Annotated in this window: 16 protein-coding genes; 7 read left to right on the top strand and 9 right to left on the bottom strand. The window is 63.0% G+C overall.

What is annotated here, in order from left to right; translation table 11 throughout:
• The first annotated feature begins 65 nt into the window (after positions 1–65).
• Positions 66–1,196 (top strand): helix-turn-helix transcriptional regulator, encoded by a 1,131-nt coding sequence (locus tag ACVJGD_RS30810; RefSeq protein WP_456637747.1) that lies wholly within the window; start codon positions 66–68, stop codon positions 1,194–1,196.
• 178 nt (positions 1,197–1,374) lie between these two features.
• Here the strand turns inward: ACVJGD_RS30810 and ACVJGD_RS30805 are convergent, their stop codons facing one another.
• From ACVJGD_RS30805 to ACVJGD_RS30785, 5 genes are all read right to left on the bottom strand, one after another.
• A complete protein-coding gene (locus ACVJGD_RS30805) occupies positions 1,375–2,160 on the bottom strand; it encodes a CarD family transcriptional regulator (RefSeq protein WP_456637746.1) in 786 nt (261 codons plus the stop codon).
• A gap of 405 nt (positions 2,161–2,565) precedes the next feature.
• On the bottom strand, positions 2,566–2,904 hold the full coding sequence (gene fdxA / locus ACVJGD_RS30800) for a ferredoxin FdxA (RefSeq protein WP_456637745.1): 339 nt from the start codon (positions 2,902–2,904) through the stop codon (positions 2,566–2,568).
• A 151-nt stretch (positions 2,905–3,055) separates the two neighbouring features.
• Positions 3,056–3,325 (bottom strand): RNA-binding S4 domain-containing protein, encoded by a 270-nt coding sequence (locus tag ACVJGD_RS30795; RefSeq protein WP_282530545.1) that lies wholly within the window; start codon positions 3,323–3,325, stop codon positions 3,056–3,058.
• A 6-nt stretch (positions 3,326–3,331) separates the two neighbouring features.
• Entirely contained in the window at positions 3,332–6,748 is a 3,417-nt protein-coding gene (locus ACVJGD_RS30790) for a helicase-related protein (protein WP_456637744.1), read from the bottom strand.
• 411 nt (positions 6,749–7,159) lie between these two features.
• Positions 7,160–7,981 (bottom strand): DUF3108 domain-containing protein, encoded by an 822-nt coding sequence (locus ACVJGD_RS30785; protein WP_456640426.1) that lies wholly within the window; start codon positions 7,979–7,981, stop codon positions 7,160–7,162.
• A 388-nt stretch (positions 7,982–8,369) separates the two neighbouring features.
• Here ACVJGD_RS30785 and rpmB point away from each other — a divergent pair, with 388 nt between their 5' ends.
• The 5 genes from rpmB to ACVJGD_RS30760 all read left to right on the top strand — a co-directional run bounded on the left by rpmB (position 8,370) and on the right by ACVJGD_RS30760 (position 12,188).
• Positions 8,370–8,675, top strand: coding sequence for a 50S ribosomal protein L28 (rpmB, locus tag ACVJGD_RS30780; RefSeq protein WP_456637743.1), 306 nt, complete (start codon positions 8,370–8,372; stop codon positions 8,673–8,675).
• Between the two features lie 147 nt (positions 8,676–8,822).
• Positions 8,823–9,908: a Shedu immune nuclease family protein gene (locus ACVJGD_RS30775; RefSeq protein ID WP_456637742.1), complete on the top strand. Its 1,086-nt coding sequence runs from the start codon at positions 8,823–8,825 to the stop codon at positions 9,906–9,908.
• A gap of 27 nt (positions 9,909–9,935) precedes the next feature.
• On the top strand, positions 9,936–10,472 hold the full coding sequence (locus ACVJGD_RS30770; protein ID WP_456637741.1) for a hypothetical protein: 537 nt from the start codon (positions 9,936–9,938) through the stop codon (positions 10,470–10,472).
• A gap of 36 nt (positions 10,473–10,508) precedes the next feature.
• Positions 10,509–10,835, top strand: coding sequence for a transcriptional regulator (locus ACVJGD_RS30765; RefSeq protein WP_456637740.1), 327 nt, complete (start codon positions 10,509–10,511; stop codon positions 10,833–10,835).
• A gap of 69 nt (positions 10,836–10,904) precedes the next feature.
• A complete protein-coding gene (locus ACVJGD_RS30760) occupies positions 10,905–12,188 on the top strand; it encodes a DUF2235 domain-containing protein (RefSeq protein ID WP_456637739.1) in 1,284 nt (427 codons plus the stop codon).
• A gap of 287 nt (positions 12,189–12,475) precedes the next feature.
• On the opposite strand, the gene ACVJGD_RS30755 is transcribed toward ACVJGD_RS30760, so the two are convergent.
• Both ACVJGD_RS30755 and ACVJGD_RS30750 read right to left on the bottom strand, forming a co-directional pair.
• Positions 12,476–13,444: a helix-turn-helix domain-containing protein gene (locus ACVJGD_RS30755; protein ID WP_456637738.1), complete on the bottom strand. Its 969-nt coding sequence runs from the start codon at positions 13,442–13,444 to the stop codon at positions 12,476–12,478.
• Between the two features lie 1,901 nt (positions 13,445–15,345).
• A complete protein-coding gene (locus tag ACVJGD_RS30750; RefSeq protein WP_456637737.1) occupies positions 15,346–16,503 on the bottom strand; it encodes an acyl-CoA dehydrogenase family protein in 1,158 nt (385 codons plus the stop codon).
• Between the two features lie 258 nt (positions 16,504–16,761).
• Here ACVJGD_RS30750 and ACVJGD_RS30745 point away from each other — a divergent pair, with 258 nt between their 5' ends.
• Positions 16,762–17,415 (top strand): winged helix-turn-helix transcriptional regulator, encoded by a 654-nt coding sequence (locus ACVJGD_RS30745; protein WP_456640425.1) that lies wholly within the window; start codon positions 16,762–16,764, stop codon positions 17,413–17,415.
• 2 nt (positions 17,416–17,417) lie between these two features.
• Here the strand turns inward: ACVJGD_RS30745 and ACVJGD_RS30740 are convergent, their stop codons facing one another.
• Both ACVJGD_RS30740 and ACVJGD_RS30735 read right to left on the bottom strand, forming a co-directional pair.
• Positions 17,418–18,380 (bottom strand): alpha/beta hydrolase, encoded by a 963-nt coding sequence (locus ACVJGD_RS30740; protein ID WP_456637736.1) that lies wholly within the window; start codon positions 18,378–18,380, stop codon positions 17,418–17,420.
• Positions 18,381–18,434: 54 nt separating this feature from the next.
• Positions 18,435–21,842 carry an acyl-[ACP]--phospholipid O-acyltransferase gene (locus ACVJGD_RS30735; protein WP_456637735.1) on the bottom strand — a complete coding sequence of 1,136 codons (3,408 nt, stop codon included), beginning with the start codon at positions 21,840–21,842 and terminating at the stop codon, positions 18,435–18,437.
• Positions 21,843–21,969: the final 127 nt, after the last annotated feature.

Genomic DNA, 21,969 nt, shown 5'->3' with positions numbered 1-21,969 from the left:
CCAGTCTGGCCATTTGCCGCCAGAATTGCCGTTGAACGGAATTGGCCGGACGCGCTTCTCCGGCAATGCCAGCCATTGCGCGACAAAGGCAAGGCAAGAATATCAACGGCCTGCTAGGCTGCCAGCGCGGCAAACGTGTTGGGCAGGTAGCAATGACCGTTATTCCGTTGACCCGTTGTCAGTTCCTCATCCCATTCGCCGAGATTCATTCCGAGATAGGCGGACCTACCGCGGCTCTTCTCGCCAAATTCCAACTGCCTACTTCGCTGGAGGAAAAAGCGGATCGCTACGTGCCGCTGCTGCCGGCAGTCCGCTTCGCGACGTCCGCGCAGGAGAAGCAAGGCTTGTCGGAGATTGCCTTTCGAGCAGCCCAGCGACTCTCATTCGACCATTTGAGTGAAGCCATGCGGATTCGAATTCGCCATTCACCGACCTTGTTGGCTGCTCTTCACCAGATGTGCAAGTGGGCCTCAATCGAAGATACAAACCTCAATCTATGGTTGGAGCCGAGCGGCGAGAGCATCAAAGTCTGCAGCAGGCTCGCTGGAACAAAAGGCATTCCCCGTCTTGAGATGTCCCAATGGCTTCAGAACATATTCGTGATGCACATCGTCCGTCAGTTCGCTGGAGCCAATTGGACTCCGAGAGTGATCGCGTTTGAAGCAGACTATGCGCCAAGCCTTGAAGTCCAATTGCTCTGGCCGAATACGCGCTTCCAGTCGCGTCAGAAGGCCTCATGGATCGAAGTACCGCGGAGCTTTCTGAGCTGTCCCAATCGGGCAGACGTGGTCCCGTCGAATTCACCTGAGGCGGAACGGAAGCCTTTCGGCAACGATATCGTCAGCGTTCTGAAGTTGACTTTGCCTTCATATCTCGATGAGGGAGGCCCTGCGATAGATCAGGCAGCCGAGATGGTTGGACTGAGCGTCAGGAGCCTGCAGAGGAAGCTCTCGCTGGTGGGGCTCACATACTCGGGCCTGCTCGAGCAGGTCCGCTTCAACAACGCGATGAAGCTCCTGAGCGATATGGAGAACAAGATCATCGACGTGGCGTTCTCATCAGGCTATGCGGACCCCGCGCACTTCACCCGCGCTTTCCGTCGAATCTCCGGATGCACCCCGCGAGAATTTCGCGAGAGGTGGAGAAACGGGACAAGTGAGCTCGGTCGTACGGCTGCTGCCCAGACACGAGACTAGCTCAATTTGTCGCGACACCAGGCTCCGGGCTAATTTAGACATTTCTTGTCGACCAAGGTCGGGTCCGGCCTTGCTGTTGAGGACACGGGCCCGGGACCTCTGGCCTCAATTTCGTGCACCCAAACAAAAAGCCCAGCCGCTTGGCCGGGCTCTTCGCTGCAAATCTGTAGCTAGCCGCTTACGCCGCCTCGTCGGCGACGGTGGCGTCGTCGCTGTCGCCATCGAGATCGTCGGAATCGCCTTCACCGTCGCCCTCCTCGCCGCCGGCTTCGGCCTTGGCAGCGCCGCGGCGCGGGCTCTTGGCAAGCTGGGCCTCGATCTCCTTGATCGCTTCGGTCTCGGTCGAGTGCTGGACCACCGCGATCTCGCGCGACAGCCGGTCGAGCGCGGCTTCATAGAGCTGGCGTTCGGAGTAGGACTGCTCGGGCTGCGATTCCGAACGATAGAGGTCGCGCACCACTTCCGCGATCGCGACGATATCGCCCGAATTGATCTTGGCTTCATATTCCTGCGCCCGGCGCGACCACATCGTGCGCTTGACGCGGGCACGGCCCTTCAGCGTCTCCAGCGCCTTCTTGACCAGCGCCGGCTCGGACAGCTTGCGCATGCCGACATTGGCGACCTTCGCGGTGGGCACGCGAAGCGTCATCTTGTCCTTCATGAAGCTGATGACGAACAGTTCCAGCTTGGCGCCCGCGATCTCCTGCTCCTCGATCGCGAGGATCTGGCCGACACCATGAGCCGGATAGACCACGAATTCGTTGGCCTTGAACCCCTGGCGCTGGGTCACGACCTTCTTCGGCTCCTCGACGCGCGGGGCGGCGGCAACCGGCTTCGCGGCCGGCTTGACGGCCGCCTTCGGCGCAGGCGCTGCGGCCTTGGGGGCGGTCTTGGCGGCGACTTTCGAGGCAACGGTCTTCGAGGCTGTCGCTTTCGCGGCAGTTTTGGCAGTCTTTTCTGGCATCACGCTTCTTTTGTTCTTCGAGGACTTTGTAGCCGCAGCCTTACGGGTTTCCTTCACGGACGCCCCGGCACGACCTTTGACTGCGCTGCGGGCAACTGCAGCGGCTTTCTTTGACGTTTTGGAAGCACTCTTTTTACGCGTTTTCTGTGACACAGCCTGCGCGCGGAAACTGCCACGCCCCTGTTCGATGTTTTTGCGGAAACGAACGGGGCCAAGCATCGGGATGGCCGGGTTCGGCTCTGGCAATGTGCCTAATATAGCACATTTTCCGCAAAAATCAATGATTTAGGGCCGAATCCTGCCGCTTGCGGGCACTGGCGGTCATAACTCTGTCATTAGGGTTAAACGACGGCGCGTTTCTGAGGTCGAAAACGGTATCGCTTGGCCAAAGGAACAGCGCGCGAATCAGTCGCCGGTTCCGGGGTTGGCAGAGAAAAATTTCTCGAACTTGCCCTCCTGGCCGTCGAACTCCTTGGCGTCCGGGGGCGAGTCCTTCTTCTGGGTGATGTTGGGCCAGCTCTTGGCGTACTCGCTGTTGACCTCGAGCCACTTCTCCAGGCCCGGCTCGGTATCCGGCTTGATCGCATCCGCCGGGCATTCCGGCTCGCAGACGCCGCAATCGATGCATTCCTCGGGGTGGATGACCAGCATGTTCTCGCCCTCGTAGAAGCAATCGACGGGGCAGACCTCGACGCAATCAGTATATTTGCACTTGATGCAGTTTTCAGTGACGACGTAGGTCATCCAGGACTCCGAACCAAAGACTCCGAAACGGATTCATTCTTTGAAGGGGTTGCGCTTCAAAAATTGCGTAGCGCAGGAGCACCGCTGCTGCAAGATAAGCAGAGGGCTTCGGCGCCGTGTTTTCGGGCAACGGACTGCAAGCCCGACATAATCATTCCGCGCGGCTCTGCAAATCCTCATACAGCACGCGCGCGGCGGTCGCATCGCCCCGCCGCTCGGAGAAGCCGATCACCTTCAACACGCGCACGCTGCGATCGAGCGCGATGGTCAAGACGTCGCCCGGCTTGACCGCGTGTCCTGGCGCGCTTTCGCGGACGCCGTTGATGCGGACATGGCCGGCCTCGACCAGCGCGGCGGCGCTGGTGCGCGCCTTCACCACCCGCGCATGCCACAGCCATTTATCGAGACGCTGGCGCTCCAATCGGCCTCATTCCTTGCGGTTGCCGGCGAGCTGTTCCTTCAATGCCGCGAGCTTTGCGAACGGCGAATTCGGATCGATCGCGCGCTCGCGTTCGCGCGGCGCCGAGCTCGCATATTGGCGGAGCGCGGGGCCGCTCTCGCGCCCCTTGTCGCGGTCGCCCTTGCCGCGGAAATCGCGGCCACGATCACCACGATCGCGATCCTTGCGATCGCCCGCGAATTTATCGCGGCGGCGATCGTTGTCGCGGTCGCGGCCCTTGCCCTCGAAGCGCTCGCGGCGACCGCCTTTGTCCTCGCGCGGGGCGCCATTGCCGGCGGCTGCGGCGTCCACGGGCGCATCCTCGCGGGGCTTGCGGAATTCGTGGTGGCGGCGGCCACGGCGCTGCTGGTCGCGCGGCGCGCCTTCGCCACCTTCGCCCGCTGCCGCCGCCTGCGCACCGTCGCGCGGCTGATGGCGGTGGCGGTTGCGGTCATGGCGCGGGCGACGCTCCTCGGAGCGGCCGCCGGGGCGCCAGACTTCGACCAGTTGCGGCTCTGCCGGCGTCTCGGCCGCGGCAACGGCTTCAGCAGGCGCGGCCTCCTCGGTGCTGGTGGCCGCAGCTTCCGCTGTCGGCTCCATCGGCGTCGGCTCCGCTGGCGCATCGGCCGGGACTTCTGCGGGAATGGCGGGCTCCGCCTGCACCTCGGCGACGGGTTCGGCCTGCACCTCGATTGCCTCGGGTTCAGCCTGCGCTTCAGCCACGGGCTCCGGCTCCGCCGCGGCAGGAGCAGGCTCCTCGCTCGGTGCTGGCGCCAGGGTGACTTCGGGCAGCAGCGCCGCGGATGGGCTGGGTTCGCCGGACCCGGGCAACTCGGCAGCCACCTCCTCCGCCGGCGTTTCCGCCGCAGCTTCGGCGGTCGCTTCGACCGGCGGCGTTTCTGCGGCGACCGTCTCGACCACTTCCACGGGCTTCGGCGGCGGGGCCGGGCGGCGCTCCATGCGGTAGCCGAGCGCACGCAGGACGGAGGCGAAATCCTCGCCGGCCGAGCCGGTGAGCGAGGTCATCGCCTGCGTTACCACGAAGCCGCGGCCGTCGAACGCGCCCGCGGGCTTCTCTCCGGCTGCGCCTTCGCGCCAGGCCAGCGCCGGGCGGATCAAATCCGCCAGCCGTTCCAGGATGTCGACGCGCACCGCGCGCTCGCCGCACTGCTTGTAGCCGAGCACGCGATAGGCATCGCGCGGCAGAGCCTTGTCGATCGGGAACGAGGTGCGTCCGCTCGAGGCCAGATGCTGCACGTTCGACAGCGCCGACAGATCGACATTGTCCTGCTTCTCGGCCCACAGCAGCGAGGCCAGCGCCCGCGCCGCCGGCTTCAGGAGCTGCGGGAAGTAGATATGATAGGCGCCGAAGCGGACACCATACTTGCGCAGCGTCGCGCGCGAGGGCTGGTCGAGATCCTTCATCTCGGCCGAAATCTTGGCACGCTCCAGGACGCCGAGCGCTTCCACGAGCTGGAACGCGATGCCGCGTGCAATCCCCTGCAGGTCCTCGGCCTTCGACAGGTCGAACAGCGGCCCGAGCAATTTCGTAATGTGCGTCTTGAGCCAGAGATCGAGCCGGTTCTGCACGGCCTCGCGCGGCGCGCCGGTCAGCCGTTCGTCGGAGATGATGCGCAAGCGCGGATGCAGCGCGTCGTCGGCCGCGACGAGTTTCGCCACGGCATCGCCGGTCCAGCGAATCGTGCCGTCGGAGGTCAGCACGAAGGTGTCGTCCGGCGCCGCCGAGAGTTTCTCCGCCCGCGTGTCGATCTCGCGCGCCAGCACCTGTTGCGCCGCGGCCTGCAGAGCCTTGGCATCTGAGCCCGCTTCCGCCGCGTCGGGCGCAAAGGTGAATCCGTCGAGCCGGCCGATCACGTGCCCCTCGACGATGACTTCGCCGGTCTTGCCGATTTCAGTATTCAAAACAGAGTTCTCCCGCAGGCGGCGCATCAATACACTGGTACGACGATCAACGAAACGCTCCGTGAGCCGTTCATGCAGCGCATCGGATAATTTATTTTCGAGCTCGCGCGTGATCCCCTGCCAATGTTCGGGATCGGACAGCCAGTCCGGCCGGTTCGCCACAAAGGTCCAGGTGCGCACCTGAGCGATCCGGCCCGACAGCGTGTCGATATCGCCGTCGACGCGGTCGGCCTGATCGACCTGGGCGGCAAACCATGCATCGGGAATGCGCCCCTTTTGCATCAGGAAGCCGTAAACCGTGGTCACAAGCTCGGCATGCGCGGCCGGCGACAGCTTTCGGTAATCGGGTATCTGGCAGGTGTCCCATAGCCGCTCGACCGCGGCAGCGCCATGCGCCCGATCGCGCACCTCGGCGTCGCGCGCCGCATGGTCGAGCACGCGCATGTCCTCGGCGATCGGCGCCCGCGTCAGCACCTCATGCGACGGCGGCAGCGCGAGTGAAACCTGCAGGCTGCCGAGCGAGGAGAAATCCAGCTTCGAATTGCGCCACTGCAGCATTTTCACGCTGTCGAAGGTGTGGTTCTGCAGCGCGTTCACCAGTTCCGGCTCGAACGGCGCGCAGCGGCCGGTGGTGCCGAAGGTGCCATTGCGCGTCGCGCGCCCGGCACGCCCGGCGATCTGCGCAAACTCGGCCGGCGTCAGGCGGCGGAACTGATAGCCGTCGTATTTGCGGTCGGAGGCAAAGGCGACGTGATCGACGTCGAGGTTCAGCCCCATGCCGACGGCGTCGGTGGCGACGAGATAATCGACATCGCCGTTCTGGAACATCGCGACCTGCGCATTGCGTGTGCGCGGCGAGAGCGAGCCGAGCACGACCGCGGCGCCGCCATGCTGGCGGCGGATCAATTCGGCGATCGCATAGACCTCGTCGGCCGAGAACGCGACGATCGCGGTGCGCCGCGGCTGCCGCGTGATCTTGCGGTCGCCGGCGAATTCGAGCGTCGAGAGCCGCGGCCGCGTCACGATCGAGGCGCCGGGCAGCAGCCGCTCGACGATGGGGCGCATCGTCGCAGCCCCGAGCAGCAGCGTCTCGTCGCGGCCGCGCCGATTGAGGATGCGGTCGGTGAAGACATGCCCGCGCTCGAGATCGGCCGCGATCTGGATCTCGTCGACCGCAAGGAACGAGACGTCGAGATCGCGCGGCATCGCCTCCACAGTCGAGACCCAGAAGCGCGGCGACTTCGGCTTGATCTTCTCCTCGCCGGTGATCAGCGCGACGCTCTCGCTTCCCGCGCGATCGGCGATCTTGTTGTAGACCTCGCGCGCCAGGAGCCGCAGCGGCAGGCCGATCAGCCCGGACGAATGCCCGAGCATCCGCTCGATGGCCAGATGCGTCTTGCCGGTATTGGTCGGCCCGAGCACGGCGGTGACGCCGGCGCCAGGCGCGCGCTCATGGGCGAAGGGAGGAGAGGAAAGAGCCATGATTCCAGGTGCTTTTTGATGCGTTTCTTGGAGATGACAGAGAGCGCGGCTAGGAAAATCGTCTCACATTGCGACACGGCGGATGCCGCGGCTTAAGCTTCGGAACGAGTCTAGAACGAATCGCGGCCGAATCGCTGACTCCACCTGTGTTCTCCTCCGTTCACCGCAACATCTCGTGTCGGCATTTCAGTTCCAGCACCAAATCGGGTTTAGCAGCGATCACGATGACGGCGAAATCGTTAAAGCCGGAGTCGAATCAGAAGCGGCCAAGAGTCAACAGGATTCGTGCCCTCTCTGTCATTCCGGGGCGTCCGCAGGACGAGCCCGGAATCCATCGGGCCGCATGCGCCGGAGGAGACATGGATTCCGGGCTCATCGCTTCGCGATGCCCCGGAATGACGGTGCCTAGCCTCACTGCGTCTTCGCCACCCGCGGCGGCGTGGCCGACGTCACGAACGACGTCGCCTCCAGCATGGCGAGTCCGAACGGCGTCGGGATCTTGACGCGGAACGGGATCAGGATGCGCGTGCCCGCGATCGGCACGAAGGCGATCTCCATGTTGCGCGCCTCGGAGAGATATTTGATCACGGGCCGGTCCGGGATATAGCCCGCGATCGGCGTGAAATAGATCGCGCAGACCAGCGCCGGGCCCTGATAGCCCTTCTCCGCCTTGACCATCTCCACGCGCTTGAAATCGAGCTTCAGATCGTAGCGCAGCCGGCCGTCGAAAATGCCCGCGCTGGTGCGGCAGCTATCCGGGCTCATCAGTTCGCCATTGCCGGGCACCCGCAACAGCGAGCCGGTCATCGGATCGAACACGTTCTTCTTGTGCGCCTCGGTGACCGGGATGCGGTTGGGATCGACCGGCGGCTCCGGCTCGATCACGGTTTCCCTGATGTTGCCGCCGCCGAGCGCCATCCGGATGACCTCGGATTTCTTGTAGCTGTTGTAGTTGACGGTATAGCCCGATGCCACCAGCGCGCCATTGACCACGCGGCCCTGGGACCCGCCCACCCCGCCGGCGCCGGCAAAGGCCTTCACCAGCCCGGCGGTGCCGCCCTGCGCGATCGCGGAAAAGGTGTCCTCGCCGATCTCGATGGTCCAGCTTCCCTTGCCGACGGCGATACCGGCCAGCGAGGCCTCGTACTGCGCCTCCAGCCGGCCCTGCGCGAGCGCGCCCTCCGGCAACAGCAGAAACAGCGCGCCGGCGCCGAGCAGCCAGGATTCCCTCATCGAGGGCAGAAAACTGCTGAAAATGCTCACAAACTTAACGATCCTGTCGTCGGCGCCGAAAGATCATTTAGGAAGGAATGACCGGCAAGCAACGCGGGCGAATACGGAACCACCTTACGGGGCTGAATACGCCCTTTATATGGAAGGTTAAACCGCTGAACGGCCTTGTGAACGCGCTGGTTTTGGGCTCAGTAGGGTTTTACCGGTTGTCGTGAAAAAGCCGCGTCGAATTGAGGGTTTCAGGGCCTCGGAACGAGGCCAAAAACCTTGACGCTTTGCGCCTCACCCCCTATACGTCCGCGGTTCCTGGAAAATGGACGTGAAATTGAACCCCCGCCGCGCGCGGCGCGCGCTGTTGGTTTAGCGGGGATGGAAGAGGATTTGAACAATGTCCCGGCGCTGTGAACTGACGGCCAAAGGCCCGCAAGTGGGCCACAAGGTCAGCCACTCCAACATCAAGACCAAGCGGCGTTTCCTGCCGAACCTCTGCAACATCACCTTCCAGTCGGAAGCGCTCGGCCGCAACATCCGCCTGCGCGTCTCCTCGAACGCGGTGAAGAGCGTCGACCACAATGGCGGCCTCGACGCGTTCCTGCTGAAGGCGAATGCCGCGCACCTCTCGCCCCGCGCGCTGGATTTGAAGCGCCAGATCGAGAAGAAGCGGACGGCGGCCGCGGAGAAGCAGGCGAGCTGAGGCTCGCTGTATCAGAGTAGCGGTTTGAGAGTTTGAGCGGCCGGGTCGAAAGACCCGGCCGTTTTGTTTTAACGCAGGGTCCGAAGCGACGACTCACGAAATTTCAGAATAGAATGCTAGGCAATCACTAATCTCTGCGAGTTCACCATGTCAGAGGACGCTGAATACTTAGCGAGATACAAGAGCAATCACCTCTACGTTCATCCTGGAAAAAACGGAGCTTACGCGACGATCGCTGGTGAAAGCGAGGAGATCCTTGGGGAGATTGACGTCACCGCACGATCCAAGATCGCAATCTCAGCCTTTTATGTAGATGACCACCGTGACTTCGGCACTTTCAAGATTACAAAGTTGCAGTTTCATGCTCGGTACGGCTGGCGGGAGAAGGAACATGTTCACGTAAACCAATTTCAGCTAGCTCAAATGCGGGAATTTCTTTCCATTCTCTCAGCACTCGACCTTAGCGATGCTCAAAAGACAAGAGTTTCGCTCGACAATATCCATGTTGGCGCTCTCGGTGCGCTTCTGAGCAGCACAAAGGGACCCGAAATAATCCGCCAGCTTGCCGCAAGCCCCGAGCTTCACCATGATGTCTACGCAGTAGCGGCAAAACGTGCCGCATTGGCTGAATTCGAGACCAACCTTACCCATAGCGAAGTTTCCGAACCGACGTGGCAGGCCTTCTTCGAGCGCAATCCGTGGATATTCGGACACGGATTGAATTACGTCTTTCTCGACAAAGTTGGAGCCAAGCTTGAAGCTCGAACCACCGGTGGCACCTTCCATCGGCCCGGCAAGCGTGCTGACGGCCTAATGCGTACGCGAGCCAAGGTTAGCCAGTATGTACTGGTAGAGATCAAGAGGAATAGTACAGAGCTGCTGCAACAGACGACCTATCGACCCGGATGTTGGAGTGTCTCGGAGGAATTGTCCGATGCAGTCACGCAGACGCAGAAGACTGCGTTTGAGTTTGCGCGCGATCATTTCCGAGATGACCTGAAGGACGCAATCGGTAATAGCACGGGCAACATTGCTTACGCTATCGAACCCAAAAGCTTTCTCGTTGTCGGCAATCTCGCTCAACTGGAAGGAAACGACGACAAGACTACTTGTTTTGAGCTATACCGGAAAAATATCCGCGCGCCTGAGATTCTGACTTTCGACGAATTATTCTACAGAGCGGCTTGCATAGTGGAGAACATCAGCACTGAAACCAGTAGAGCCGAATATTGATCTTACTTTGATTGGACAAATCAAACGATGCCTGGTCCCGTTGATGAAAATATCGACCTCGCTGCCGCCATCGGAAGATGTTCGAACGACTGGTCGCACGCGGAATATCAGCTAGCGCTTCTCTTTTCCGTTTTGTCAAAGATGGACATCACTAGCGCTGTCACGGTGTTCAGTTTTTTCAGGAATGTTCGGACACAATCGGAAGTCCTCAAGCAGCTAGCAAAGGTTTCCCCGCTGAATGTCACCGACGAAAATTTGCATGCGTTAGGGCGCCTGATGAAGCTCTACGAGGACTTGGCGGGCCGCAGAAATAGGATTGCTCACAATCCAATAGGAAGAACTCCAGACGAAAACGCCCTTTATATAATGCTGCGTCGCAAATCGCCGCCTATTGGCGAATTGCCCTACGAAAGTGTGTCAATCTCTGTTGACGAAATCAACGAACTGGCAACTGAGATTATGGCGTTTAACACTGCGCTGATGGCACTGACCTTCCGTCTTGCTAAATTTCCGATCTCGTTCTCTCGGGAAGAACTCTTATCTGAGCTTGCTCCGCCCGACTAATGTCATCGCTATGAGCAACGCGGTAAAGGCTAACAGATGCCATTGACCCGAAGTTTTCGCGACACGGTGCGGGCGCGGGCGGAGCGCGAGCCGGCCTTTCGCAGGGCGCTGTTCCAGGAAGCCGTGCAGGCCTTGCTGCAAGGCGAGACTGACGATGGCCGCGCTGCACTGCGTGCCTATATCAATGCGACGATCGGCTTCGACCGGCTCGGCGAGGTGCTCGGACGTTCGCCGAAGAGCCTGATGCGCATGTTTGGCCCCGACGGCAACCCGACCGCCGAGAACCTGCTCGGCGTCATCAGCGCATTGCAAGCGAAGACCGGCGTGCACCTGAAGATTCGTGCCGTCACCGAGGCCGCCTGACAGGCATTCCGTCACCCAAATTTCCCAGACCTTCTGCTATACTCGCTGAGGTAGCAGGGAGGGGACGCCATGCGGAACATCGTGATTTGCTGCGATGGGACGGGAAACGAGATTAACGAGAATATTTCCAACGTCCTGAAGCTCTATCGCTGCCTGCGCAAGACGGAGAAGACGCAGCCGCGGCAGTTCGTCTATTACGATCCCGGGGTCGGCACGCTGGCGCGGCCGGATCCGTGGCGGAAGCTGAAGCAGGATTTCACTGCGATCCTCGGGCTCACCACCGGCTATGGGCTCGATGACAACGTGCTCGCGGCCTATGAATTCCTGGTCCACCACTACCAGGACGGCGATGCGATCTATCTGTTCGGCTTCTCGCGCGGCGCCTATACCGTGCGCGTGCTGGCCGGGCTGATCCACAAGATCGGGCTGATCTCGCCGGAGCAGGTCAATCTCGCCGGCAGCGGGCTCACTGCCTACAAGCAGTTCTCGGATGACGGCACGGCGCGCGACGGCGCGAGCCTGCAGGCGGTGCCGCAAGAGAGCGACGAACTCGGCCCGATGCCGAGGAACCGCTACGACAACGCGGCGCAGTTCGCGCGCATCCTCTCGGTGCGCTGGCCGACCATCCGCTTCGTCGGCGTCTGGGATACGGTCGCCAGCATCTTCGTGCCGCGGCCGGACCGGCTCTATTGGCCGAGCCTGGAAGAGCTCGCCTTCACGCTGCACAACCCGAGCATCCGCACCTTCCGCCAGGCGATCTCGATCGACGAGCGGCGCTGCATGTTCCGCCTGAAGAAGTATGACGAGCCGCAGCTCTTCTTCAGCAACCGCTTCATCCCCGATGAGAAGGCCGAAGCTCAGGACATTTTGCAGGTGTGGTTCGCCGGCGCGCATGGCGACATCGGCGGCGGCTATCCGGAAGTGCAGAGCGCGCTGTCGAAATATCCGCTGCTCTGGATGTTGGAGGAAGCCACGAAGTTCGGCCTCACGGTGAACCCGCAGATGGTGAAGCAGCTCGCCTGGGGCGTGCCGCGCAAGGGCAGCCCGTTCACCTACGTGAAGCCCGACGTCGCGGGCGAGATGCACGACCCGATGACGTGGGGCTGGCGCCTGCTCGAATATCTGCCGAAGAAGGCCACCTACAAGGAATGGCCGGAGCGCAAATCGCATTTCGGCTTCTACATCCCCGACTGCGAGCCGCGGCTGATTCCCGATGATGCCGTGATCCACGCGTCAGTGGTCAAGCGCATGGAGGCGGTGAAAGACTATCGGCCGATCAACCTGCCGAAGCAGTACAAGACCTTCCCGATGCCGGAAGCGCCGACGGAGCAGGCGCCGCACGAAGCGGCGTGAGGTGCGGCTATCTCTCCTCCCCGTCGTCCCTAGGGCTATTGCATATGAAATAGAACTTGGTGGGCAGTCCCTTCGCGGCCCATCCTTCGAGACGCGCGTCCCGCGCTCCTCAGGATGAGGTCTGATTTCGCGGCGGAATCTTAGACCCTCATGGCGAGGAGCGCCGCTTGCGGCGCGTCTCGAACCATGAGGCCCGCCTCGGTCACAGCGACAGCGGAGTGTGACCGCCTGACGGTTAAACCAGAAGGTGGGCAAAGCGGAAGCGTGCCCACCATCCGTACTCACCATTACCCCTTCGGCCCGCTGCGCACGCGGCGTGGCGAATCGCCGAAGCGGGCGCGGAATAGTCGGTTGAAATGCGAGATATCCGAAAAGCCGACTTCCAGCGCGATGTCGGAAATTCGCCGCGCGCGGTCGTGGGGATCGGTCAGCAGCATGAACGCCCTTCGGAGCCGTAACTCATTCACGCACCCCGTGAACGACGTTCCGGATGACGCCATCAGGCGCTGCAGATAGCGAGGACAGATGCCCTGCTTATCGGCGACGACCTCCAGGGTGAGCTCCGGGTCCTGAAAGTGCGCCGCGATATGCTCGAGGGCGGCGCTGTGGCGCGCAGCCACGACTGCGCTCGCGTTGCTCTCGCCCAAGGGAGCGTGCTCGCTGATTGCGAGCGCCGCGAGATCGTGGATGTGACCAACGACCGTATCACGTAGCTTGGGGGCAGCCAGAGCGCCCTCCTTCAACGCCGACTTCACATAAGTCATGAGAAGTCGGAGCGCTTCGGTTCGGCGATAGATCGGCCGCATGGTGAGGTCGTCGACATCGGTCACGCGCGACGCAAGCGCGTCGCGCGGCAGGGCCAGCCCAAATTGCAATCCTTCCAGATAGGCGACGCTGACGGGTTCCGAATGCAAAATCGCCATTGCATCGCCGCCACGGAGCTCGATCTCCTGGCCGCGCTGCGATAGCTGACTCCTGCCGGGCAGACTGACGATGAGACCGATCGAGTCATCACCATCAACAATGTTCGTTTGCGACCGCTTGAAGCGCATTGCTGAACCCTTCAAGGAAAGCATGCGCAACCCCTGAAGCGCGTGTAGTCTCGCTTCAGCCTGAAACGGAACGTCCGAAGGCTCGATGTCAGCGTGGACTATGGTGCGCCCAAACTCCTCGCGCCATGTCGGGATGCGCATCCGCTCGGGAAGCTCGCGCGTCGAGAATCGATACGATAGGAAATCGGTTGCGCCGGTAGACATGGCCACTCTCCCAGCGTTGATAAAACATTCGGATAAAGTGCTCCAACAACGATGCCGGCATCTGTAGTTTGCAATTCGCGCACCAACCTTCCGTTACGCGATGCGCAGCAGTCCAAGAAACCACAACGTCCGTTTGCTAGTCTCACTCACCCGTGATCGATGCGGATGTGAATTGGCTCACTTGGCGACCAGAAAATTAGACCCATAATATTATTGCGAAAGTCGACGTCAAAATCTCCTTTAAGGAGAGATAGCCGTGATAACTCTATTTCTCGTTGCCGCCATCACGTCGGTTTTCAGGAATCGCCGGCGCCTGCAAGCGCGGGTCAAGCTTTACCACGTTGCTCGCGATTGATCGAACTCAACGATCCGCGGTGCAGATCGATCTGCAGCACATGGAAGTTCTCTGACCCCGATTTCGTTTCGTGCTTTCGCGGCGCGAAAATCGTCATCGGATCTCGTCGGAGACCAACTCCCCCGGCACAGGTCAATTTCGGCCGTGGGCAAAGTGCGTGGGATGTCGACGGTGATGATCAAGTGAGGGTTCGACCATGTCCGCCATATTAGACCTGCTTTACCGCGAATATTGCCGCGCCCGCCTCGCCGAAATGCGACAGCAGCTTCTGATCCCGGTTGCGAGCGACGAAATCCGGGAAACAAATTGGGACTCCGGCGATTCTGCCGGCCCTGGCGATCGGATTGGCGATGGGGACGACCGCCCCGCCACGAAAGAAGCCCCGGCCGTCCGATAGCCGGGTCTCGTAACCGCATCGGCCGTCTCGTCGACTCGCAGTGACGATGAGGAGCGTAGGGTGGGCAAAGCGTAAGCGTGCCCACCATCCGCACGCGGCTCGTGGCGGTGGGCACGCTGCGCTTTGCCCACCCTACAACTCGCTACGAACTGCTTCGCTGTGCTTGCAAGCACAAATGCGTGCTGCGCACGCGACAAAGTAGCCCGACGGGCAAATCACCCAAAAGTCTGTCCACCCCTCACGCGAAAAATATTCCGCTTTCGCCGTCGGGCAAATCAGCATTATGACTCCGCGCGTCTCACCCGAAATGAGGGGCGGGTCGCGATCGTCACGAACGTTGCGGTGGGATGCGGTGGACGCTGTTGTTGCGAAAAGACGAACGCAACGTCAGCGGACGGCGAAGTCGTGTGGTCCTGGCGCCCCGACGCTGGCGCTAAGTCCTGGGGGGTGGAAACATCCTCAGGGGTGACGGTGGCAAGAAAGCCCGGTCACCGGGGAGAGCACGAAATAAGCCGTAACACCATCGCGCAGGGAATGCTGGAATGCTCCGGCTGTACCTGTGGTCCTACCCCCGTGCTTTTTGTTGCACGGGGCCCACGGGTGCGACCGGCACCCAGCATTCCCTGCGCCCTCTGTCTTCGAGGAGGGTGAAACGAACGCAAACCTCGGACGCAAGGCGCCGCGAGAATGCGTACTCACATCCCCTTCGCTGTTTGAAATTCAAATCAAAACCCATCCCGTCATTGCGAGCGTAAGCGAAGCAATCCACGCTTCCACGAGTGGCGAAATGGATTGCTTCGCGGAGCCTGTCATCGGGCGCGCGTTCGCGCGACCCGTTGGCTCGCAATGACGAACGGAGACGGCGGACAATCAGGCCGCCGGCTCAAGAGGGTGAAGCGGCCGCAAGCCTCGGGCGTTTCCCGCCGCGAGAACGCCGCCGCGCATCCCTCCGACTCTTCGACATCTGGCTCTTCGACGTCAGGCTCTTTGACATCAGATGTGAAAACGTCGCGCCGCCATAGGCCGTCGTCATCATGTATTGCACGAGCGAGGCGGCGATCCATTCGAGGCCCGCTGCTATCAGATGGATCGCCTCGCTTGCGACAACGAACGCGGCGCGACCGCGAGCTGTCCTGGTCAACGGCGTGCTCAATACACCCGGTCGACCGGCAGCCCGAGCGCCATCGACCCCGCATATTGCGCCTGCGGGCCCGATTGCAGCGGATGGTAGCGGGCCGCCTGGATGTCGCGGAAACGCCGTTCGAGGCCCGTGGCACGATAGAAGCCGGCGCCGCCCGCAAGCTCCATCGCATACTCGACCGCTGATATGGCATGCCGCGCAACGAGCTGACGACCCATCATCACCTGGTTGACGGTCGCAGCCGACGGCGCGTTGAGCCTGACAGCAGCCAGCATCCATTCACGCGCGAGCCGCGCCGCCGCAAGCTCGGTGTCCATGCGGCCGGCGAGCTGGATCGCATGCTGGTCCGGCGTCTTGCGTTTTGCTACCCCGATCGCGATGTCGCGGGCGCTCTCGGCGACGCCGAGATAGACCGAATAAACCAGCGGGAACGCGATGGTCGCGATGATCTGGAACAGCGGATGCCATTCGCCGGCCTTGCGCCGCGCTGCGACCGCCGCCTCCGGCACGACATGGCCGTCGATCATGACATCGTTGGACCCGGTGCCGCGCATGCCGAGCGCGCGCCAATTGTTGAGCACCTTCACGTGCGGCGAGGTCACGGGCACGCCGAAATGCAGCACCGTTGCCGGCTCGCCCTCGCTCTCCAGCACCGCACTCGTCATCATCAGGTCGCCGGCGGGCGAGCTCGACGAGAACACTTTGCGCGCGGTGATGCGATAGCCGCCATCGACCTTCTCGGCGCGGCCGGAGCCGCCGATCCAGTCCGAGCCGCCGCTGGACAGCAGGATGATGCGCTCATTGGCGATGCGCCGGAGCAGCGGCTCGACGGGGGCCGCCTTCTGCACCTTCCAGCGCCAGGCGGGAATTGCGACCTGGTGGGTGTGCATGGAGAAGGCGAGCGCGGTGGAGCCGCAATAGTGGGCAAGCGTGCGCAGCATCTCGGCGAGCTCGTCGACATCGGCGTCGCCGCCGCCAAGCTCGGCCGGCACGCCGGCTTCGATCAGGCCCGCGGCCTTCAGGTCCGCGAAATTCTCGGCGACGAACTTGTCCTCGTTCGTCTCTTGCTCGGCGCGCCGCGCGAAGATCGGGCCCAGCTCCTCTGCGAGCTCGACCGCGCTGCGCGATTTTGACGCATCGAGACTGTGTGCTGCGTTGCTGCTCATGACACTCTCCTTAAGCGAGAATATCCACCGTGAGAGAGCCTAATTCCGCCGCAAAGAGCGCTCCAGTTCAGGAACTGTACTGCGACGCCGTGACCATCGATTCGGTCTTCGCAGCGTCTGGAATGCTTACATTTTCCGCAAGCTCTCCGGCCTCGTGCCGGGTCGCGCGCTATCATATCTGTACTGCCGCATTTCCGGAGGAGCCGATTGCCTGACAGGACCGAGCGCGGAAGCTATGGGCAGTTTTGCCCGGTCGCGATGGCAGCCGAGATCGTCTGCAACCGCTGGACCGTGCTGGTGCTGCGCGAATTGTTGTGCGGCACCACGCGCTTCAACGACCTCCGGCGCGGCGTGCCGCGGATGTCGCCCTCGCTGTTGTCGAAGCGGCTGAAGGAACTGGAGGTGGCCGGGCTGATCAGCGTGACGCCATCGGGCCAGCCGGGCGTGATGGATTATCGGCCGACGCAGGCCGGCGAGGATCTGCGCGAGGTGATCATGTCGCTCGGCTTCTGGGCCCAGCGCTGGGTGGAGTCCTCGCTGTCGCTGAAGAACCTCGATCCGTCGCTGTTGATGTGGGACATGCGGCGAAACCTGCGCCCCGAGCCGCTGCCGCCGCGCCGCTGCACCATCAACTTCATCTATCCGGAGCTGTCGGGCGACCGCAAATCCTGGTGGCTCGTCATCGACAATGACAGCGTCGATCTCTGCCTGACCGATCCCGGCTACGAGGTCGATCTCTATGTGACGAGCCCGCTGCGCACGATGACCGCGGTGTGGATGGGGATCGCGACGCTCGACCGCGAGGTGGCGAGCGGCGGCATCGAGCTCACCGGCGACAAGGCGATCGCCCGCTCGATGCAGCAATGGCTCGGCCTGAGCCCATTCGCCAAGGGCGTGCGCGCCGTCGGCTGATGCTACGCGCCCTTGTCGAGCAGCGCCTTGAAGTCGGCCTGCGCCCGCTGCGCCTCGGCGCGCGCGGTCTCGGAAGCGTCGCCAAGGCCGAAATAGCCGTGGATCAGGCCCTGCCCGTCATGGTGCCAGGTCGGCACGCCGGCCTCGCGCAGCGCGTTGGCGTAAGCTGTGCCCTCATCGCGCAGCGGATCGAACCAGGCGGTGGTGACCACGGCGGGCGCAACGCCCTTCAACTCCTTCGCCCGCAGCGGCGAGACCCTCCAGTCCGCACCATGCGCGCGCTCTTCGAGATAATGCCCGCAGAACCACTCCATCACCGCGCGCGACAGGAAGTATCCTTCCGCATTCTCATCCCGCGACGGAAACCGCGCATTCTCTGCTTGGTCAGCGAAATTGCCGAGGGCGTCGGTGACGGGATAGACCAGCAATTGGCCGGCGAGCCTGATCCCGGCATCGCGGCAGGCCAGCGCGCTGGTTGCTGCGAGATTGCCGCCGGCGCTGTCACCGGCGACGCCGACGCGGGCCACGTCGCCGCCGAATTCCCTGATGCGGCCGACCACGTCGCGCACCGCGGCAAAGGCGTCCTCGAAGGCGCCGGGGAAGCGCGTCTCGGGCGGCCGGCGATAGTCGACGGAGACGACCACCGCGCCGATGTCGATCGCAAGATTGCGCGCCTGCCGGTCGTGGGTCTCCAGATCGCCCGCGACCCAGCCGCCGCCGTGGAAGAACACGACCGTCGCCGCGGTCCCGCTGCCGTTGCGATAGACCCGCGCCGGCCGCGGTCCGGCGCCGCCGGCGACGTTGATATCCTTGACGTGCTCGACCGGCGGCGGCGGGACCGCGGCGCGCGCTGCGGCGAGATCGCGCAGTTGCTGCCGCGCGCTCTGCGGCGTCATGACCTTTGGATCGCGCAGCGGCAGCAGCGGGATGATCTTCTCGATCACGGGATCAAGCGGGAGAGGCATCGAGTTCCTCCGAAGTTCCGGATTGTTATTGGTTGTCCCGAAATCGTAGCCCGTTTACGCCACCTCGGCCATCGGCGCTGCGGCGGCGAGTTCCCTGGCGAGCGCGGTCGCGGCGACATAGTCGGTCTTGCCGGAGCCGAGCAGCGGCACCTTGTCGACGACGCTGATGTCGGCCGGCACGGCGAGCTCGGAGGCGCCGGTCGCCCTGGCCTGGCGCTGCATCGCAGGCCGCTCGGCATCGCGCTGCGTGGTCAGGAGCACGATGCGTTCGCCCTTGCGTGCATCGGGAATGGAAACCGCAACCGAAATCGCCTGTGGCCACAGCGCGGACGCCATCGCTTCCACCGCCGACAGCGACACCATCTCGCCTGCGATCTTCGCAAACCGCTTGGCGCGGCCCTTGATGGCGATGAAGCCCGCGGCGTCGATGGTGACGATGTCGCCGGTGTCGTGCCAGCCATCGGCGAGCTTTTCCAGCACGCCGGGATTTTCCGCGCGCAAGTAGCCGAGCATCACGTTCGGCCCGCGCACCGAGAGCCGGCCGCCTTCCTCGATGCCCGGGACCGGATCGAGGCGATACTCCATCAGAGGCGACAGCCGGCCGACGGTGCCGGGGCGGTTCGCCATCGGCGTGTTCATGGCGAGCACCGGCGCGGTTTCGGTGACGCCATAGCCTTCGAGGATGCGGATGCCGTAGCGCTCCATATAGACCTGCCGGGTGCGATCCTTCACCGCTTCCGCGCCCGCGAGCACCAAGCGCAGCGTGCGGAAGTCGTAAGCATGCGCCGAGCGGGCGTAGCCGGTGAGAAAGGTGTCGGTGCCGAACAGGATGGTGGCGCCGGTCTGGTAGATCAGTTCCGGCACGATGCGGTAATGCAGCGGTGACGGATACATGAAAATCGGAATCCCCGCGAGCAGCGGCATCATCATCCCGCCGGTAAGACCGAACGAGTGGAACACCGGCAGCACGTTGAACACCTTGTCGTTGCCATTGGCATCGACCCGCGCCAGCGCCTGCGCCGCATTGGCGAGGATATTGCGGTGGGAGAGCACGACGCCCTTGGGCGTGCCTTCCGAGCCCGAGGTGAACAGGATCACGGCGGGATCATCGGCGCTGCGCGCGACACGCGGCGCGGTGCCGGCCAAGAGGCCGCGGATCTTGTCGAGCGTATTGACGGTCGCGCGGATGTCTTCGAGATAGACGATGCGCGCTTCGGGAGCGATCGCCGCAATCAGCTTGTCGAGCTTGCCCTTCTCGATGAAGGCGCGGGAGGTGAGCACGGTCTTGACCTCTCCCGCCTTCATCGCCGAGAGCACGTTCACGGGGCCGGCGGAGAAGTTGAGCATCGCCGGCACGCGGCCGATGGTCTGCAGCGCCATGAAGACGACGGCGACGCCGGCCGAGTTCGGCAAGAGCACGCCGATGTTCTCGCCAATGGTGCTGCCCTGCTCGAGCTTGCGGCTCAGCACCTGCGCGCCGAGGATCAGCTTGCGATAGGTGAGTTTCGTTCCCAGCGCGTCCTCAACAACCACCTTGCCGGTGTCGCGGTCGCGATGGGCATGGGCGAGCGCCTCGAACAGCGTGTGGTCGAGCATGGCATTCTTCACCATCGCCTCGATCATGACGTCCTGCAGCGCGGCGCCCGCGGCGTTACGGCGGGCCTTGCCCTTCAGCGACTGGTCGACCGGCAATTTAACCGGCGGCAGGATCGAGATGGTCACCTTCGGAAACCAGGAACGCTTGATCTCGCCGTTCTTGAGGTAGCTCAGATGCGAGCGCTGCGCGCCTTCAATGCGAACGGGCACGACCACAGCATCGGCCTTGTCGGCGATCATCGCGGTGCCGTCATAGACCTTCATCAGCGAGCCATGCACGGTCAGGCGGCCCTCGGGGAAGATCACAACGGGTTCGGCAGAAGCGACCAGCTTGATCAGATCACGCGCGCCGAGCGGCTTGGTCGGATCGACGGTGATGTGACGGACCATCGTCAGAAACGGCTTTGCCCACCACGCTTTCGCTATACCGGTATCGACCGCAAAGCTGGCATCGATCGGCAGCGTTGCGTGCAGCAGCGGGCCGTCGACCAGGCTGACATGGTTGGGCGCGATCAGCATGCGCGTGCCCGGGGGCGGCAGGTTCTCGATGCCGCGAACCTCGACGCGGAACAGCGCACGGAACAGCAGCGCACCGAAGTCGCGCACGCCCTCCTTGCCCCACTTGCTCAGCACGAACCACACCGAACCGAAGCTTGCGACGGCAAGGCCGAAGAAGATCCAGGCGATCGAAAGGCCGGCAAATTGCAGGAGCGCAACGAACAGCGATCCCACCACCATGAAGCCGGCCTGCAATATATTGCCGGCCGCGATGATGCGGGCGCGCTCCGACGGCGCGGTCCAGGCCTGCACGGCGGCGAACGACGGCACCACGAACAGGCCGCCGCCGATGGCGAACAGGAAGAAGCCGACCAGCATGTGCAGCCCGCCCAGCGAGGTCGCGAACGCTGCCGCGGTCACGCCGCTGCCTGGAACGGTAGCGCCAATCACCGCGGCAAGATCGAGACCGACCACGCCCATGATGATGGCGCCGATCGGCACCAGCGCGAGATTGGGTCTGACATGGCTGAGCTGGGCCGCTATCAGCGAGCCGGTCGCGATGCCGATCGCGAAGATCGCAAGGCACAGCGTGACGACGCCTTCGGTGCCTCCCACACCTTCCTTGATCAGCGCGGGCAGCAGCGACAGCACGACCGCGCCGGCGAGCCAGAACCAGGACACGATCACCATGCCGTCCCACAGTCGCGGCTCGGCATAGAGCGACTTGAGCAGCCGCACCGTGGAGGCGAAGGGATTGGCGGTGATGCCGAGATCGGGCGCGGACGGCGCGGTGGCCGGAATGCGCGCGGCGAATGCCCAGGACAGAACGGACAGGCCGACCACGGCAAGCGAGATCCAGCCCATATGGCTCGCGCCGGCGACGAACATGCCGCCGGCGATGGTACCGATCAGGATCGCCAGAAATGTTGCGCCCTCGACCAGCGCGTTGCCGGTGGCGAGCTCGCCGACCGAAAGCTGGTCGGGCAGAACAGCATATTTCACCGGACCGAACAGCGCCGCGACCGTGCCGAACAGCGCCAGCGCGATGAACAGAAGCGGCACCGAATGCAGGAAGAAGCCGGCCGCCGCAAAGCAGGCGGCGAAGATCTCGACGAATTTCAGCCGCCGCGCCACGACCGACTTCACATACTTGTCAGCGAGCTCGCCGCCGAGCGCCGACAACACGAAGAAGGGAAAGATGAAAACGGCGCCAGCAAGCGTCACCAGCGATGCATTCTCGCCGACGGTCGCGCCATAGAGCAGGATGATGACCAGTGCGTTCTTCAGGACGTTGTCATTGAGCGCCGAACAGAACTGCGCCCAGAACAGCGGCGCGAAACGGCGGGACGACATCAACTGTTTAATCATGACCAGTTCCTGGGCAGTTCGGCCGAAAATCCTTGGCCTTGCAAAATTCGGTTTCGGTTATCGGGATTGGAATGAGCGAAAAATGAGCCGTGATGCCGTTGCTATTAGTGTTCTTGATTGCCTCGCG

Source organism: Bradyrhizobium sp. USDA 10063 (genome assembly GCF_054063735.1).
The sequence above is the reverse complement of the archived record's forward strand: the minus strand, read 5'-3'. Positions and strand labels throughout refer to the sequence as shown.